We start from the raw sequence: 16,708 nt of genomic DNA, 5'->3' as shown, positions 1-16,708 counted from the left end.
TGGCGGGCCTGCCGCCCACTTCCCAGACGCCCGCGCTGGCCGCCGTGGTGGCGGCGCGCGAAGCCATGAACCGCAAACAGTGGTCAGTGTTGGGAGCGCTGGTGCCGCAGGCCAAGCCAGACCCGCTGGGCATGTACCCGGAATACTGGTTGCTGCGCTATCAGCTGTGGACCCCGCCCGCCACCGGCCGGCCCACCGCCGACCTGCAGAAATTCATCAGCGGCAATTCCGACGCCTACCTGGCCGACCGCTTGCGCGGCGACTGGCTGCTGGCCGCGGCCCGCAGCGGCGACTTCGAAACCGTGCGCAAGCTCGCGCCCGTCAAGAACAGCAATGCGCAGATCGAGTGCGCCATCCTCGATGCCAAGCACATGACCGGGCAGCGCGCCACGGCGGCGCAGGCTGCGGCCGTGTTCGCGCCGGGCGGCGCGTGCTGGGGGCTGTACGACCAACTGGTCGCCGATGGCATCATGGGCTGGGAGCAGTTGGAGCCCCAGTTGCGCGACGCCATCGAAGCCAATAAGACGACCGACGCACGCAAGTTCGCGCAATACATGTTCGAGCCGGGCGACCTGAAAACCTATGACCTGCTCATGAAGGATCCCATGAAGTGGCTGACGCGCCAGAGCCGTCAGCCCGTGGGCCGCAACGAGAAGGAACTGGTGACCATCGCCTTGGCGCGCCTGGCGCGTTCCGACGTCAGCGTGGCCGATTCCTACCTGCGCCGCGAATGGGGCAAGTCCGGCGACTGGTCCAAGTCCATGGCCAAGTCGAACCTGGCCTGGGTCCGTGGCCAGTACGCGCTGGTTGCCGCGCTGAATCTCGACAGCCGCGCCGACGACTGGTATCACGAGGCCGGCCACATCCGCATGACGGAGTACAACGCTGCCTGGAAGGTGCGCGCCGCCTTGCGCCAGCCGAAGATCGACTGGAAGTGGGTGATGGAATCCATCGACCAGATGCCCGCCTCGCAGCAGGCCGATTCGTCCTGGGTCTACTGGAAGGCGCGGGGCCAGGCCGCGCGCGGCAACAAGGAACAGGCCGCCACCGCCTACGCCAGCATTGCCGACCGCTTCGACTTCTACGGCCAGTTGGCCGCCGAGGAACTGGGCCGCCGCATCACCGTGCCGCCGCGTCCCGCGCCCATCAGCGACCAGGAAATCACCGAGGCCCGCGCCAATCCCGGCCTGCGCCGCGCAATCCAGTTGTTCCGCCTGGGCTGGCGCGCCGAAGCCGTGCCGGAATGGAACTTCACGCTGCGCGGCATGAGCGACCGCCAGCTGATGGCCGCCGCCGAACTGGCGCGCGCCGAGAACATCTACGACCGCGTGGTTAACACCTCTGACCGCACGGAAAAAGAGTTCGACTTCAGCCAGCGTTTCATCGCACCCTTCGAAGGCCGCGTCACCGCCAAGGCCAACGCCATTGCGCTGGACCCGGCCTGGGTCTACGGCCTGATCCGCCAGGAATCGCGCTTCATCATGGACGCGCGCTCGCACGTGGGCGCATCCGGCCTGATGCAGTTGATGCCGGCCACGGCCAAGTGGGTCGCGGGCAAGATCGGCATGAGCAACTTCACGCCCGACAGCGTCAACGACTTCGACACCAATACCGAACTCGGCACCAACTACCTGAACATGGTGTTGCGCGACCTGAACGGGTCGCAGATGCTGGCCAGCGCCGGCTACAACGCCGGCCCGCGCCGTCCGCACAACTGGCGCTCGACCTTCACGCATCCGGTGGAAGGCGCCATCTTCGCCGAGACCATCCCGTTCAACGAAACGCGCACCTACGTCAAGAACGTGATGTCCAACTCGGTCTATTACGCGGCCATGTTCACCGGCCAGCCCCAGTCCTTGAAAGAACGCCTGGGCAACATCGTGCCGCTGGGCGCGGAAAGCACTTCGATTCCATGACGCGGGATCCGGCCACGGACGGCCTGCAGGTCTATATCGTGGGCGGAGCGGTGCGCGACGCGCTGCTCGGCCTGCCGCCCGGCGACCACGACTGGGTCGTGGTCGGCGCCACGCCCGAGGACATGGCGCGGCGCGGTTTCGTGCCCGTGGGCGGCGACTTTCCCGTGTTCCTGCATCCGCGCAGCAAAGAGGAATACGCCCTGGCGCGTACCGAGCGCAAATCGGGGCGAGGCTACAAGGGCTTCACCTTCTACACCGGCGCCGACGTCACGCTGGAAGAGGACTTGCGCCGCCGCGACCTGACCGTCAACGCCATCGCGCAGACGCAGGACGGCGAACTGGTCGATCCGCTGGGCGGCGTAGCCGACGTGCGCGACCGCGTCTTCCGCCACGTCGGCGAGGCCTTCGAAGAGGATCCGGTGCGTATCCTGCGTCTGGGCCGCTTCGCGGCGCGCTTCGGCGACTTTTCCGTGGCGCCCGAGACCCTGGAGTTGTGCCGCCGCATGGTCGAGGCCGGCGAGGCCGATGCGCTGGTGGCCGAGCGGGTCTGGAAGGAATTGTCGCGTGGCCTGATGGCGGCGGCGCCGTCGCGCATGCTGGGCATCCTGCAGCAATGCGGTGCGCTGGCGCGCGTGATGCCCGAGCTGCAAGGCGTGGACCAAACCGCGGCGGAGGTGGACCGCGCCGCTGCGCAGGGCCTGTCGCTGCCGGGCCGTTATGCCCTGCTGTGCCGGCTGACACCCGAGCGCGACGCCATGGGCCGACGCCTGCGCGTGCCTACCGAGTGCAATGATTACGCGCGGCTGTTGCCGGAAGTGCTGGCGGGGCTGGAGGCTGCGGAGCAGGGTGCGGACCCCGCCGACGTGCAGCTGGCGCTGATGGAGCGTGCCGATGCGTTGCGCAAGCCGGAACGCTTTCTTGATCTGCTGGACGCGGCCTCGGTGCTGCGGCCGGTGGACCGAGCAGCGTGGCAGTCGCGCGCGGCCGCCGTGCGCGGGGTGGACGCAGGCGCCATCGCCAAAGCCTGCGCCGGGGATCCGGCGCGCATCAAGGAACAGGTGCGCCTGGCGCGGTTGGAACGGCTGCGGGCGCAGTGATGCCGCTTTTGGCCTGAGGGCGGCGGCTCGCGCCTTTACAGCTTGCCCAGGCGGTCGCCGCGCGAGAATCCCGCCAACGGCTCGGTGATGCCGCGCCCCACCGCCAGCACCTTGAACAGTTCGCCCATTTCCGATTCGGACAAGAGCTTCTGCACGGGCGCTACCGCCTGCGCGTATTGCTGCGCATCGCTTGGGTCCAGTTGGGCCAGCAGATCCATCAGTCCAGCGTTCATCAGGAAGCGGGCCTGCGACGTGTAGCCCAGAATCTGCAGGCCGGCTTCGAGCGCGGCGTCCGCCATGGCGGTGAAATCGACGTGGGCGGTGATGTCCTGCAGGCCCGGCGCGGTGAACGGGTCGCCGTGGGCATGGTGGCGCAGATGGCACATGAGCGTGCCGCCGGCGCGCTGCGGATGGTAGTACTCGCTGCGCGGAAAGCCATAGTCCACCAGCAGCGCCGCGCCGCGCTCCAGCCAGCTTCCCATGGCGGCGATCCAGGCTTCGCCTTGCAGGTTGATCTCGGACACATAGCCGGGCAGGGCCGGCATGCGGGCGGCGACGGCGGCCGCCAGCGCCGGCGGCGCGGGACGGTCTTCCCAGACGAAGCCTTGCGAGGCGTCCACTGCCACGCCACGTTCCAGCACTTCGCCTGCCTCGCTCCAGCGGAAGATCGAGACCGGCATCGCGTCCAGGACTTCGTTGGCCAGCACGCAGCCGGCGAAGGCTTGCGGCAACGCGTCCAGCCATTGCACGCGGTCGCCGAACGCCGCCAGTCTTTCCGCCTGGCGGGCGCGCAGGTCGGCCGAGACTTCCAGGATCAGATAGCGGGTCTGCTCCAGGCCCATCGCGTCCAGTTCGCGCAGCACGCCCTCGGCCAGCGCGCCGGTGCCGGCGCCGAATTCCAGCACGGCGTCGGTCTGCGTCTGGCGCAGCACCTGGGCGGCCTGGCGCGCCAGCGTGCGGGCGAACAGCGGGGTCAGCTGGGGGGCGGTGACGAAGTCGCCAGCGGGCGCGCGGACGTCGCCGTCGGCGTCGGCCAGCTTGACGTTGCCGGCCGCGTAATAGCCCAGCCCGGGCGCGTACAGCGCTTGCGCCATCCAATGGTCGAACGACAGCCAGCCGCCATGGGCGGCGATGGTGGCGCGCAGGTGTGCGGCGGCGGCGGCGCTGTGTTCCTGGGCGGCGGGGGCGAGGGAGGGCAGATTGCCGGGGGCGGAGCGTTGCATGGTCGGGGCAGGTGTGGACAAGCCGTCATTTTCCCAAAAAACAAACCCCGCGACAGGCGCGGGGTTTGTTGTGGGCTCAAGCGGGGCGATTAGCCGCGGCGATCAGCCGGCTTGGCGAAGCGCTTGGCGGGGCCGCCGGGGCGCTTGTCGAACGTGGGCTTGCCACGGAAACCGCCTTCCGGGCGGTCGCCGCCGCGGAAGCCGCCTTCACGCTGCGGACGGTCGCCGAAGCTGGGGCGGTCGCCGAAGCTCGGACGATCGCTGAAGCTGGGGCGCGAGTCACGGTCGCCGCCGCGGAAACCACCTTCACGCGGGCCGCGCTCGTTGAACGGGCGGGCATCGCGCTGGGGGCGGTCGCCATAGCTGGGACGATCGCCGAAGCTGGGACGCGAATCGCGGTCGCCGCCACGGAAGCCGCCTTCGCGCTGGGGACGGTCACCGAAGGGACGATTGCCCTGGTAGCCGCCTTCACGCTGCGGACGGTCGCCGAAGGCGGGGCGATCGCTGAACGAGCGGGCCGGACGATCGCCGAAGGGACGATTGCCTTGGTAGCCGCCTTCACGCGGGGCGCTGTCGCGATTGCCCTGGTAACCGCCTTCACGCGGCTTGAATTCGCCACGCGGGCCGCCGAAGGAACGGCCTTCGCGGTTGCCCTGGTAGCCGCCGCCGGGACGCTTGCCGTACGGCTTGCCGCCGCCGCCGCCGCCAGTCGAGGGACGCGGGGTGCGCTTGGGTTCCAGGCCGGCGATCACTTCAGGCGTGATCGATTGGCCGATGTAGTGCTCGATGCGGCGGACCTTGTGGCGCTCGGAGTGCGTGGCCAGCGTGAAGGCCAGGCCGCTGCGGCCGGCGCGGCCGGTACGGCCGATACGGTGCACGTAGTCTTCGGCCTGCATCGGCAGGTCGAAGTTGACGGCGTGGCTGATGCCTTGCACGTCGATGCCGCGGGCGGCCACGTCGGTGGCGACCAGGATGCGCAGTTGGCCGCGTTGCAGTTGCGACAGCGTGCGGGTGCGTTGGCGCTGGTTCATGTCGCCGTGCAGGGCGGCGGCGGCAAAGCCTTGGTCGGCCAGGCGGTCGGCCAGGTCGTCAGCGCCGCGCTTGGTCGACGTGAAGACGATGGCCTGGTCCAGCGCGGCGTCGCGCAGCACGTGGTCCAGCAGTTGCATCTTGTGGCTGGCATCGTCCGCGTACAGCAGGCTTTGCGTGATGTTGGTGTGCTTTTCCTTGGCGCCGGCCATTTCGATGCGCTGCGGATCGCGCATCATGCGCGCCGCCAGCTTGGCGATGGTGCCGTCCAGCGTGGCCGAGAACAGCAGCGTCTGACGGTCTTCCGGCAGGCGGCCGACGATGGTCTCGATATCTTCGATGAAGCCCATGTCCAGCATGCGGTCGGCTTCGTCCAGCACCAGCGTGTGCACGGTGTTCAGCTTGACGCGGCCCGAGTTCAGGTGGTCGATCAGGCGGCCGGGGGTGGCGACCAGCACGTCCACGCGGCGCGACAGCGCCTTCAGCTGCGCGCCGTAGGGCATGCCGCCCACGACGGTGGCGGTGCGCAGGTCGGCCAGCTTGCGGCCGTAGGTGGCGGTGGCGTCGGTGACTTGCAGGGCCAGTTCGCGGGTCGGGGTCAGCACCAGCACTTGCACGCCGACGCCCTTGTTGGCGGGCATCTGGGCAATACGGTGCAGGGCCGGCAGCATGAAGGCCGCGGTCTTGCCGCTACCCGTTTGCGAGGACACCATCAGGTCGTGGCCGGCCAGCGCTTGGGGAATGGCGGAGGCTTGGACGGGGGTGGGGGTGGAGAAGCCAGCTTCTTGGACGGCCGACAACAGAGCGGGCGCAAGACCCAGGGTTTCGAAAGACATTACTTTCCCTTGCCGCAATCAATGCGACGCAGTGCTTGGTCGGGCCAGGGGATTAGGCGGCCGGATCCAGGCGACGGTTGATGGAGCATCGTGCCGACCGGATCAACCATGCGCGTGGCGCGTTCTCGTGTACTGAGTGGAACGCAGGGCGAAAGGAAAGGGGTCAGGAATCGATGATAGTTCGGCATGGGGCCGGGGCTGTTACCCGGCGAACTGCGAAAACTTCCGCTAAATCAAGGCGGTAAATGCCGAACTCGTTTTGTGCAGTGCGGCGATCATAACCCGAATTCGCCTTGCATGGGAATTATTTTTTTGTCCAGTCCCCAATCAATAGGGTTTTTCCCTTGGTTGATCAGCCACTGGTTGGTTGCCAGGAAATGGCCGCAACCCAGGAAGGGCACAGGGGGCCTCCGGGCGGACAGCGGGGAGGGATGGTTGGACATCAGGACCAGGTGGCCGCTGTTGTCCGGGAGCAACGCCCGCTTGGCTTGGGCATGGGCGCCCCAGAGCATGAAAACCTTCGGGGAGGGATCTCTGGCGACCAGAGCGATCAACGCATCCGTCACTGTTTCCCAGCCGCGCTTGGCATGGGAGGCAGGCTGTCCGTCTTCCACGGTCAGGGCGGTATTCAGCAGTAGCACGCCCTGATCGGCCCAGTCGCTCAGGTCGTTGCCGGCTGGAACGCCGCTGCCCGGATACTCCTGGGCGATCTCATTGAAGATGTTGCGCAGGCTGGGCGGCCGCTTGCAGTCGTCCGGCACCGAGAAGGCCAGGCCCTGGGCCTGGCCGGGGCCATGGTACGGATCCTGTCCCAGGATCACCACGCGCACGTCCGACGGCGCCAGGCCGTGCAAGGCCCGGAAGGGCGTCGCGGGATAGACGGTCGCACCTTCGCCCAGACGCTTTTCCACGTGAGCGGTCACGGCGGCCAGCGCGTCGGCGACGGCGCCAGGTGTAAAGGCGGCGGCCCAGGCGCCGGGGAGTTGCGCGGTCTGGGTGCCCAGGGCGTTGGGGACGAGGCGATTATCGGTAGGCATGGGCGCGATTTTGGCATAGCGGGTGAGGTGGCCCCGTAGCGTGGACATGCTGTTGTATTCGAATTGAGAATCATTGTTAATATTGCGGCCTTCCTGCATTCGCCGCGATTGCCGCCATGTCCAGTCCTCCCAGCAGCCTGAAAGGTTGGCTCGCCCACTACGGCGAGTTGGTGGGCGCGTGGGCCAAGCGCAATTCAAGGCCCAGCGAAGCGGAGGATGCCGCGCAGGATGTGATGGCCGGCTTGCTGAGCGGCGGCAGCCGCAGCGTATCCAACGGCAAATCCTATTTGCGCCGGGCGGCGCAGAATCGGCTGATCAGCGAGATGCGGCGGCAGGCGCGGCATGATGAGGTATCGCTGGAAGCCTGGGCCGCCGATGACCCCGCGCAGTGGCATGACCCGGAGTCCAGCGCCCGCGCCCGCCAATTGGCCGACGCGCTGGAATGCGCCCTGGCCAGCTTGCCGGTAAAGAAGCGGCAAGCCTATGTCTGGTGCCGGCTGGAAGGCTATTCGCAGCCCGAAGTTGCGGCGCGGATGGGCCTGGCGCTCAATACGGTCGAGCGCTATATCATGGACGCCACCCGAGAAGTCCGCGAACAGCTGAAACACTTCTGCCCGGATTGACCCGCCGCGCAATGACCGACCCCATCGACCCCGACACCCTGACCGATCCCCGCGACGCGGCCGCCTATTGGTTCGCCCGTGCGCATTCGGAACAGATGAGCCAGGCCGAGCGCCAGCAGTTCGAAGCGTGGCGGCGGGCGAATCCCTCGCACGACCTGGAGTTCCGCCGCGCGCGCGGCATATGGAATGCCAGCGCGCAGTTGGGGGAAGAGCGATTACGCGCGCTGACGCAGGAGCCGCAAGCCGCATCCAGCCGCCGCGCGCCGCCGCGTCGTCGTCTGGCGGCGGGGTTGGCCCTTGCTGGCGCCGCGGCCGTGGTCGCGGCCGTGGCGTTGCCGCAATGGGGCGAGGGCGATCCCGGCTACGCTGCACAATATGCAACGCAGTTGGGGCAACGCCAGCAAGTGTCGCTGCCCGATGCGTCCATCGTTGACCTGAACACCGCCACACAATTGTCGGTAGCGCTGCATGCGGACCGCCGGGTGGTGGAGTTGAAGTCGGGCGAGGCGACGTTTTCGGTGACCCCGGACGCCAGCCGGCCGTTCTATGTCGAAGCCGGCGGCGTGACCATTCGCGTGACGGGCACGCGCTTCAATGTCCGGCGCGACGCCGACGTGGTGCGCGTGGCGGTGGAGTCGGGCACGGTGGCGGTCCAGTCTAGCCATTGGTGGAGCCGCAGCCAGGTACTGCTGACGGCGGGCCAGGGCACGCGCACGGCGCAGGATGGCCGCTTGTCGCCGTCCGAAAAACTGGACGTGGCGAATTTGCTGGCCTGGCAGCGCGGCCGCGCGGTATTCCGCGACGTGCCGCTGTCCGAAGCCGTTTCCGAAATGAACCGCTACGGCCGCGCGCCGATCCGCGTGTCGGGTGATGACGTGGCGGCGATGCGGATTTCGGGCGTGTTCAGCGTCGACAATCCCAAGGCTTTCCTGGATCTGCTGCCCGCGATTGCGCCGGTGCGCGTGCAAAGTGGCGTGGATGGCTCGGCCTTGATCGTGCGCCGCTAGCTTCTCGGGGCCATCGCGTCGGTTGGTTCAATTACGAATAGTTACTATTCAATCGCGTTTCTCCATCAGGGATTTGTCCGCGACAGGCGTCTTGTCTCCCAAGGGCATCGATCCGATGCCGCGGCTGCGCCAGCGTCCTCCGTCATGGGCTGACTGGCGCGCCTTGTCTCAAGATCCCTCCAGGAACGCTAGTCCCGTGAACCGTATACCCTCTGGACCCACTCTGCGCGGCACATCGCGACTTGCTGCGCCGACGCGCGGGCTGACCGTGCTGGCCCTGTCCTTGATGCTGGCGCTGGCCATGCCGCAGCGTGAGGTCCACGCGCAGGAAGCGCCGCTGGCCGTGAATATCCCCGCGCAGTCGCTGGAAGGCGCCTTGACGCAACTGGCGACGCAGGCGTCGCTGGAATTGGCGTACGCGCCCGATACGGTGCGGGGGCTGCAGGCGCCCGCCGTGGCAGGCAATCTGACGCCGGACCAGGCCTTGCGGGCGCTGCTGGTAGGGTCCGGGCTGGCGTTTGAACGGTCGGGCAGCAATGTGTCGGTGTCGCGCGTCGAGGACGCCAACAGCGTGGTGATGAACACGATCACCGTTGTGGGCAAGGGCAACTCGATCACCGAGGACACCGGTTCCTATACCACCGGCGCCATGAGCACGGCGACCAAGCTGCCGCTGACCATCCAGGAAACACCACAATCCGTCAGCGTGGTCACCCGGCAGAAGCTGGACGACTTCGCCATGCAGACGATCGACGACGTGGCCAACAGCACCACCGGCGTCACGGTCAACCATTGGAGCAATGACCGGTCGCGCTATTTTTCGCGCGGCTTCACCATCAACACTTTCCTGATGGATGGCCTGCCCGTGTCGTACGAGACGGACACCTCCACCTACAGCACCACGGCCATGTACGACCACGTGGAAGTCGTACGCGGCCCCACTGGTTTGATGACCGGCATGGGCGACCCGTCCGGCACCATCAACTTCGTGCGCAAGCAGCCGACCGACGCCGCGCAATTCATTGCCACCGCGCGAGCGGGCTCGTGGAACAACTTCTCGGGCGAATTCGACGCCAGCGGGCCGCTGAACGACAGCGGCTCGGTGCGCGGGCGCTTCGTCACCTCGCAGCAGTCGCGCGACTATTTCACCGACGGCTATAGCAGCCGCAGGCAGCTGTACTACGGCGTGGTGGACATCGATCTGACCGCTAACACCGTCCTGACGCTGGGCGGGCATTCCAACCGCGAAGATAACCCCGGCTCCGAATGGATGGGCGTGCCCACCGCGGTGAATGGCACTCCGCTGGATATCCGGCGGTCGCGCCGCTTTTCGCCGTCCTGGAGTTATTGGGACAAGAGCGAATACAGTCTGTTCGCCGAGCTGCAGCATACCTTCGACAACGGTTGGGTCGCGCGCGCGGCGGCCCGCGGCGTCAATGGCAAATCGTCGCTCGACGGCGCATACTTCGTCGCCAGCGACGGCGGCCAGAGCAGCACCGTATATGACGTGATGGGAGGCCGCTATGACTACGACAAGAAGCAGCGCAGCTTCGACTTGTCCGCCCAAGGCCCGATCACGCTGTTCGGCCGCGAGCACGATATTGCGGTGGGCGCGAGCTACCGCAATGACCACTGGCTGGACAACGGCTATAGCTACCTGGATGAGCCGGGCGGCTACCTGATGGTCTCCGGCGTCGACCCCTCCACCTGGGACCCGGATTCCATGCGCCGCCAGGACTTCGCCAAAGACACGATGTGGCGGCGCGACCAACGCTCCGAGTTGACGTCGTTCTATGCCACGGGCCGCTTCCGCCTGGCCGATCCGTTGAGCATGATCCTGGGCGCCCGCATGGATTGGTACGACTTCGACAATAAACAGACCCAGGGCAGCTGGAGCAGTCAGCGCAAGTTTGGCGAAGATGCCCACTTCACGCCCTATGCCGCGCTGATCTATGACCTGAACGACAACCATTCGGTCTACGCCAGCTATTCCAGCATCTTCAAACCGCAGTACTACCTGGACACGTCCGGCACCGTGCTCAAGCCGGTGGAAGGCACCAATTACGAAATCGGGTTGAAGGGCAGCTATCTGGATGAACGCGTCAACGCCGCCATTGCGCTGTTCTCGACCACGCAGACCAACCTGCCGCAAGCCGTCACGGACATTCCCTCGTGCTTCGTGGCCACCAATTGCTACCGCGCCGTTGGCGAGGTGAAAAGCGAGGGGGTGGAGGTCGACATCAACGGCGAATTGCTGCCGCGCCTGAATGTGGGCATCGGCTATTCGTACACCCGGGCCAAGGTCTCAAGCGGCGGCGTGGATGGCGCATCCGGCCAACCTTACGCCAGCTATGTTCCGCAGCACCAGTTCAAGGTGTCGGCGATGTATCACTTGCCAGGAAAGTTGGAGCAGTGGCGGGTGGGCGGAGCGGTGCGCGCGCAAAGCAAGATCACGACGCAGTCCTTGACCAGCAGCGCCGGGTATGTGATCAAGCAATCGCCCTACGCGGTGGTCGATCTGGTGGCGGGCTATCGGGTGAACCGCCAGCTGGATTTCCAGCTGAACGTGAACAACCTGTTCGACAAGCGCTATTTCGATACGCTGGCGGGCAACAATGGTGGCAACTACTACGGTACGCCTCGCAGTTTCCTGCTGAGCACGCGCTATCAGTTCTAGATGCGGCGGGGCGCGCGTACGAACACGCGCGCCCTGGGGGTTGCGCCAGCGTTCAGACCGGCCAGCCGTCCTGGCGATAGGCCGAATCCCAGAACATCCATTCCAGCTGCGCGGCGCGCGTGTAGGCCGCGTGCATCTGCGCCAGCGTTTCGGCGGACGCCTTTTCGGCAATGCGGTCGACCGTGGCGATGACCCGCTGCACCAGGGCGTGGAAGTCCTCGCAGGCATAGGCCTCGATCCAGGCCGCATAGGGATTGGGCTGGGCCGCGTGCGCATGGATCTCGCGGCCGATCTCGGCGTAGATCCAGAAGCACGGCAGCAGGGCCGCCAGCGTTACCGGATAAGGCGCGCTCCAGGCGGTGGCGATCAGGTAGCTGGTGTAGTGGTGGCAGGCCGGGGTCAGCGGCGTGGCTGCGAAGGTGGCGTCGTCGATGCCGAACTGCTTCAGGAAGCCGGCGTGCAGCGTGCGTTCGGCGACGACCGCGCCCTTGGCCGCATCCGCGAACTGCACCACGCCGTCGGCGTCGTCGGCCTTGGCCGAAGCAATGGCGAGTGCGCGTCCGAAGGCCACCAGATAGTGCGCGTCCTGGATCATGTAATGTTTGAATGCGTTCTCGTCGAGCTGGCCGCTGGCCAGTTCCTGGTTGAACGGCATGTCGCGCGTGGTTTCGTACAGCGCGGCGTTGCGCGCCCAGGCGTCGGAGCTGAAAGACATGGGGTTCCTCAAGGCAGGCTGCCGGCGCGCGACTGCGCGCCGGTCCACAAAGAGGGCTAGGGTATCAAAGACCGCGCGGCAAAAGGCGCCGCGGGCCGAATTACTGCATGTACCAGCCGTGGCTGACCACGAAGGACTGGCCGGTGAAGGCGGCGCTGGGGAAGGCGGCCAGGAACAGGGCGGTCTGCGCCACGTCCTCGACCGTCGTGAATACGCCGTCGACCGTGTCGCCCAGCATGACCTTCTTGACCACGTCCTCTTCGCTGATGCCCAGTTCCTTGGCCTGTTCCGGGATCTGCTTTTCCACCAGCGGCGTGCGCACGAAACCCGGGCAGATGACGTGCGAGCGCACGTTGTGCGCCGCGCCTTCCTTGGCCAGCACGCGCGCCAGGCCCAGCAGGGCGTGCTTGGCGGCCACGTAGGCGGACTTCAGCGGCGAGGCTTCGTGCGAATGGACCGAGCCCATGTAGATGACCACGCCGCCGCGGTCGCCCTTGTACATATGCTTGAGCGCCGCCTTGGTCGTGAGGAATGCGCCGTCCACGTGGATGGCCTGCATCTTCTTCCAGTCCGAGAATGCGAAGTTCTCGATCGGGTTCACGATCTGGATGCCCGCGTTCGAAATCAGGATGTCGATGCTGCCGTAGGCGGCCGCGACGCGGTCGATGCCCTGGTTCACGGCGTCTTCGCTGGTGACGTCCATGGCCACGCCCATGGCCTTGCCGCCGGCCTGTTCGATTTCGCGGGCGACGGCGTCGGCGCCGGCCTGGTTCAGGTCCGCGATGGCGACAGCCGCGCCGGCGCGCGCCAGCGTGAGGGCGATTTCCTTGCCGATGCCGCTGGCGGCGCCGGTGACGACGGCGACTTTTCCATTCAGGTTATGCATGCTGGAACCTCCGGTTGGGATTGCCGGTGGGCCGGGCCGTGCCCTGTCGCCCACGGATGCGGGGAGCATGGCCTGATGGTAGCGCGCCAGGATTAGAGCAGGCTGAACGCGCAAACGGACGCTGGCTCAGGCCTTCTTGCGCTTGCGATGATGGCGGACATAGTCCTGCAGTACGTCGTGCAGCACGATGGCCTGGTTGTGTTCAGTATTACGGGCGCCGTAGAGCAGGGTCAGCGGGCGGTCGCCGGCCGCGTCCAGCAAGGCGGCCATGCGGGCCTGCTGCTCGGGTTCCGCCAGTTCGGCCTGGTAACGCTGGCGGAATTCTTCCCAGCGTTCCTCGATGTGGCTGAACCATTTGCACAGCTCAAGGGTGGGAGCGACGTCGCGCGCCCATTCGTCCAGGTGCAGGTCTGCCTTGCGCAGCCCGCGCGGCCACATGCGGTCCACCAGCGCCCGGTAGCTGCCTTCCGGGCCCAAGCCCTCGTAGACGCGTTGCACGATGATGGCGGACGGCTTCATGGCGGCTCCCGGTATCGTTTCGGATCCCGCTACTTTAGCGCCCGCCGTCCGTATTCAAGCGGTGCTCAAGGATTTTCCGGGGCGCCGGCGCGCGTCCCGCAGGCGCGCAGCAGCAGGAAGCCGGCCACGGCGGACGCCAGGGAGCCTGTCAGCACGCCGATCTTGGTGGCGTCGATGGAGGCCGGATCCGTGAACGCCAGGGCGCCGATGAACAGGCTCATGGTGAAACCGATGCCGCACAGCAGCGACACGCCGTACAGCTGCTTGAAGCTGGCGTGGCGCGGCAGGGTGGCGATGCCGCTCTTGATGGCCAGCCAGGCAAAGCCGAATACGCCCAGCTGCTTGCCCAGGAACAGGCCCAGCGCCACGCCCAGGGGCACGGGCTGCGCCAGGCTGCCCAGGCCCATGCCGGCGAACGACACGCCGGCGTTGGCGAAGCCAAAAATCGGCACGATCAGCAGGGCCACCGGCTTGTGCAGCGCGTGCTCCAGTACATGCAGGGGCGAATGCGCGCCGGGATGGCCCTGGGTTTGCGGGCGCAGCGGAATGGTCAGCGCCAGCGCTACGCCGGCCAGCGTGGCATGCACGCCGGACTTCAGGACGAAGTACCACAACACCGCGCCGATCAGCAGATAGGGCGTCAGCCGCAGCACGCCAGCGCGGTTCAGGCAGAACAGGCAGGCCAGCAGGGCGCCCGCCATGCTCAGCGCGAACACGTTGAGGTCGGCGGTATAGAACAAGGCGATGATGACGATGGCGCCCAGGTCGTCCAGGATGGCCAGCGCCGTCAGGAAGATTTTCAGCGAAGTCGGCACGCGGCTGCCCAGCAACGCCAGGATGCCCAGCGCGAAGGCGATGTCGGTGGCGGCGGGGATGGCCCAGCCGCGCAGGGTGTCGGGGCTGCCGAAGTTGATCAGCACGTAGATCAGCGCCGGCAGCGCCATGCCGCCCAGGGCGGCGATGCCGGGCAGCACGATACGGGCCGCGCCGCGCAACTGGCCGTCCAGGACTTCGCGCTTGATTTCGAGTCCGACCAGCAGGAAGAACACCGCCATCAAGCCGTCGTTGATCCAGTGCAGCACGGTTTCCTTGAGCAGGACCGGACCCACGTGGAAGCCGAGCTTGGTTTCCAGCACGCTGAAATAGGCGGGGGCGGCGGGGCTGTTGGCGACCACCAGCGCGACCAGCGCGGCCAGCATCAGGACATAGCCGCCCAGCGCTTCGGAACGGAGGAACGCTTGCAGGAACGAAACCGGCTTGTGGGGAGGTACGGGCTGTGAATTCATGCAGTACCGGCTTTGCTTACGTTTTGATAAGATGCGCGTTTCATTCCTGAATTTTACCTGAATTGGTATTTCGGGACTCTTCTATTTCGTCGAACGTCTTTCATTTGTTTGAAAAAACAGCTAATCAGCGTCGAATTGTTGGCGTTGCTTGCCCGGCGACCAAACCCTTACCCTCGAATCCCGACCAGTCCGTGGCTAGCAAGGCCGCCTGGCGACTCTTGCTAGCTAAATGCCACTACGCCCTCTTACGGTATTGACCTACACACCCGGCAAGCCCGGCGCCGCGAGCCGTCTGGTGGATGTTGGCGACACGCTGGCCGTGCCGGCGGCCCCGAGTCCGCATGGCGTCTACCAGACCCGGCAACTGACCCCGAGCGAGCGCCTGCTGGGCTGGGCGCGCGCGGGTGCGCGCTTCGAACTGTCCCGCACCGGCGCGGCCCGCGTCTGGTCTGAAAACCGGCTGCAGGCTTCCGAGTGCCCGCGCGATTGCGCCAGCGCGGGCGCGGCGGCGCTGGAGCAGGAAGACATCTCCTATCTGGAGGCCTACCTGCTGTCGCAGGGACGCTGCTGGAGCGACGCGGACACTTCTCAAGGCGGACATCCTTGATCATGCCGGATCCCATTGAATCGTTCCAGGCCCGGCCCGGTCTCGACGCGCGCCTGCGCATCCTGCATACCGAAGCCGCCACCTCGTTCGGCGGCCAGGAATTCTGCATCTACAAGGAGATGATCGCCATGCGCGAGCGCGGCCATCATCTGGAAGCGGTCTGCCAACCGGAGGCAGAGCTGGGCCGGCGCTTGCGCGAGGCCGGCTTCACTGTGCATCTCGTCCCCATGGATGGCCCGTTCAACTTCGTGCGCTGCGTCGCTTTCGTGCGCCGCCTGTTGCGTCTGGGGCATTTCGACGTGGTCAATACGCACAGCCGCCGCGATACCGTCCTGGGCGCGCTCGCGGCCCGCTTGGCCGGCACGCCGCTCATTGTGCGCACGCGCCATCTGGCCAAGCCTATCAATTCCCTCTACGCCTATACCTGGCTGGCGCATCGCGTCATCGCCGTCAGCCGCTACGTCCGCGGGCAACTGCTGGACGGGGGCGCGCGGCCGGAGGCCATCGCCACCATCCATTCGCCGGTAGTGCTGCCCCAGGTGCGCAGCGGCGCCTGCGTCAGGCGTGAGCTCGGTATGCCGGAGGACGCACTGGTGGTCGGCTGCGTGGCCGTGATGCGCGCGGACAAGGGCCATTGCGATCTGATCGACGCCTTTCATCGCATTTCGGCCAGGTTTCCGAATGCCCATCTGGTGCTGGTGGGCGAAGGCCAGCCCATGGGCGGGCAACTGCGGGCGCAGGCAGAGAAGTTGGGCCTGGTCCAACGCGTGCATTTCACCGGCCGGCGCGACGACATCGGCAATGTCCTGACGGCCTTCGACGTGTTCGCGCTGCCGACGCTGCGCGAGGCCCTGGGCACGGTCTTCATCGAGGCCGCGGCCATGGGGCTGCCGGTGGTGGGCACCAATGTGGGCGGCGTGCCGGAGACCATGCAGGCCGGCGTGACCGGCTTGCTGGTGCCGCCCGGCGATCCGGCGGCATTGGCCGCCGCGCTGGAAAGCCTGTTGGCCGATCCCGTCCTCCGACGCCGCATGGGCGACGCGGGGCGGGAACTGATCCGGGGCCAAGGCCAGTTCTCCGCCGAACGCACGGCCGCCCTGGTGGAACAGGCCTATGCCGGCTGGCTGGCAGAACTGCGGGGGTCGGCGCGCGTCGCCTGAGGCGGCCGGCGGTTCAGTGCCAGAGCAGGGCGTTCATGGCTTCGACCAGCCGGTCGCGGTAGCGCGGCAGCAGGGCCTGCGCGCGCGCCC

At 66.9% G+C, this 16,708-nt stretch carries 14 protein-coding genes; 7 read left to right on the top strand and 7 right to left on the bottom strand.

The window, feature by feature from the left end; genetic code table 11:
- Together VIR09_RS18680 and VIR09_RS18675 are read left to right on the top strand one after the other, a co-directional pair.
- Positions 1 to 1,916, top strand: a 1,916-nt coding sequence (locus VIR09_RS18680; protein ID WP_332014217.1) for a lytic transglycosylase domain-containing protein, incomplete at its 5' end; no start/stop codon positions are given.
- A complete protein-coding gene (locus tag VIR09_RS18675; RefSeq protein ID WP_332014216.1) occupies positions 1,913 to 3,013 on the top strand; it encodes a CCA tRNA nucleotidyltransferase in 1,101 nt (366 codons plus the stop codon). The genes VIR09_RS18680 and VIR09_RS18675, both read left to right, overlap by 4 nt.
- Before the next feature lie 35 nt (positions 3,014 to 3,048).
- Here VIR09_RS18675 and VIR09_RS18670 read toward each other — a convergent pair whose 3' ends face one another.
- The 3 genes from VIR09_RS18670 to VIR09_RS18660 all read right to left on the bottom strand — a co-directional run bounded on the left by VIR09_RS18670 (position 3,049) and on the right by VIR09_RS18660 (position 7,138).
- Positions 3,049 to 4,236, bottom strand: coding sequence for a class I SAM-dependent methyltransferase (locus VIR09_RS18670; RefSeq protein WP_332014215.1), 1,188 nt, complete (start codon positions 4,234 to 4,236; stop codon positions 3,049 to 3,051).
- An 89-nt stretch (positions 4,237 to 4,325) separates the two neighbouring features.
- Positions 4,326 to 6,101, bottom strand: a complete 1,776-nt coding sequence (locus VIR09_RS18665; RefSeq protein WP_332014214.1) for a DEAD/DEAH box helicase — start codon at positions 6,099 to 6,101, stop codon at positions 4,326 to 4,328.
- 275 nt (positions 6,102 to 6,376) lie between these two features.
- Positions 6,377 to 7,138 carry a uracil-DNA glycosylase gene (locus VIR09_RS18660; RefSeq protein ID WP_332014219.1) on the bottom strand — a complete coding sequence of 254 codons (762 nt, stop codon included), beginning with the start codon at positions 7,136 to 7,138 and terminating at the stop codon, positions 6,377 to 6,379.
- A 116-nt stretch (positions 7,139 to 7,254) separates the two neighbouring features.
- Here VIR09_RS18660 and VIR09_RS18655 point away from each other — a divergent pair, with 116 nt between their 5' ends.
- The 3 genes from VIR09_RS18655 (at position 7,255) to VIR09_RS18645 (ending at position 11,445) form a co-directional block, all read left to right on the top strand.
- Positions 7,255 to 7,761, top strand: a complete 507-nt coding sequence (locus VIR09_RS18655; protein ID WP_332014213.1) for an RNA polymerase sigma factor — start codon at positions 7,255 to 7,257, stop codon at positions 7,759 to 7,761.
- Between the two features lie 11 nt (positions 7,762 to 7,772).
- Positions 7,773 to 8,768 carry a FecR family protein gene (locus VIR09_RS18650; protein WP_332014212.1) on the top strand — a complete coding sequence of 332 codons (996 nt, stop codon included), beginning with the start codon at positions 7,773 to 7,775 and terminating at the stop codon, positions 8,766 to 8,768.
- 196 nt (positions 8,769 to 8,964) lie between these two features.
- On the top strand, positions 8,965 to 11,445 hold the full coding sequence (locus tag VIR09_RS18645; RefSeq protein WP_414639443.1) for a TonB-dependent siderophore receptor: 2,481 nt from the start codon (positions 8,965 to 8,967) through the stop codon (positions 11,443 to 11,445).
- 52 nt (positions 11,446 to 11,497) lie between these two features.
- On the opposite strand, the gene tenA is transcribed toward VIR09_RS18645, so the two are convergent.
- The 4 genes from tenA to nhaA form a co-directional block, all read right to left on the bottom strand.
- The gene (gene tenA, locus VIR09_RS18640; RefSeq protein WP_332014211.1) at positions 11,498 to 12,160 is read right to left on the bottom strand and encodes a thiaminase II; all 663 of its coding nucleotides are present in this window, start codon (positions 12,158 to 12,160) and stop codon (positions 11,498 to 11,500) included.
- A 100-nt stretch (positions 12,161 to 12,260) separates the two neighbouring features.
- On the bottom strand, positions 12,261 to 13,046 hold the full coding sequence (locus tag VIR09_RS18635; protein WP_013396791.1) for a 3-hydroxybutyrate dehydrogenase: 786 nt from the start codon (positions 13,044 to 13,046) through the stop codon (positions 12,261 to 12,263).
- 126 nt (positions 13,047 to 13,172) lie between these two features.
- Positions 13,173 to 13,565, bottom strand: a complete 393-nt coding sequence (locus tag VIR09_RS18630; protein ID WP_332014210.1) for a DUF488 domain-containing protein — start codon at positions 13,563 to 13,565, stop codon at positions 13,173 to 13,175.
- Positions 13,566 to 13,630: 65 nt separating this feature from the next.
- Positions 13,631 to 14,851 carry a Na+/H+ antiporter NhaA gene (gene nhaA / locus VIR09_RS18625; protein WP_332014209.1) on the bottom strand — a complete coding sequence of 407 codons (1,221 nt, stop codon included), beginning with the start codon at positions 14,849 to 14,851 and terminating at the stop codon, positions 13,631 to 13,633.
- Between the two features lie 229 nt (positions 14,852 to 15,080).
- Between nhaA and VIR09_RS18620 the strand changes: the two genes are divergently transcribed.
- Together VIR09_RS18620 and VIR09_RS18615 are read left to right on the top strand one after the other, a co-directional pair.
- Positions 15,081 to 15,458 carry a hydrogenase gene (locus VIR09_RS18620; protein WP_332014208.1) on the top strand — a complete coding sequence of 126 codons (378 nt, stop codon included), beginning with the start codon at positions 15,081 to 15,083 and terminating at the stop codon, positions 15,456 to 15,458.
- A gap of 2 nt (positions 15,459 to 15,460) precedes the next feature.
- Complete coding sequence (locus VIR09_RS18615; protein WP_332014207.1) at positions 15,461 to 16,618, top strand: glycosyltransferase; 1,158 nt, start codon at positions 15,461 to 15,463, stop codon at positions 16,616 to 16,618.
- The last annotated feature ends 90 nt before the right edge of the window (positions 16,619 to 16,708 follow it).

The organism is Achromobacter sp. (genome assembly GCF_036567245.1).
In the GTDB taxonomy this organism is placed as follows: domain Bacteria; phylum Pseudomonadota; class Gammaproteobacteria; order Burkholderiales; family Burkholderiaceae_B; genus Achromobacter.
This window is presented reverse-complemented; position numbering and strand designations above follow the sequence as displayed.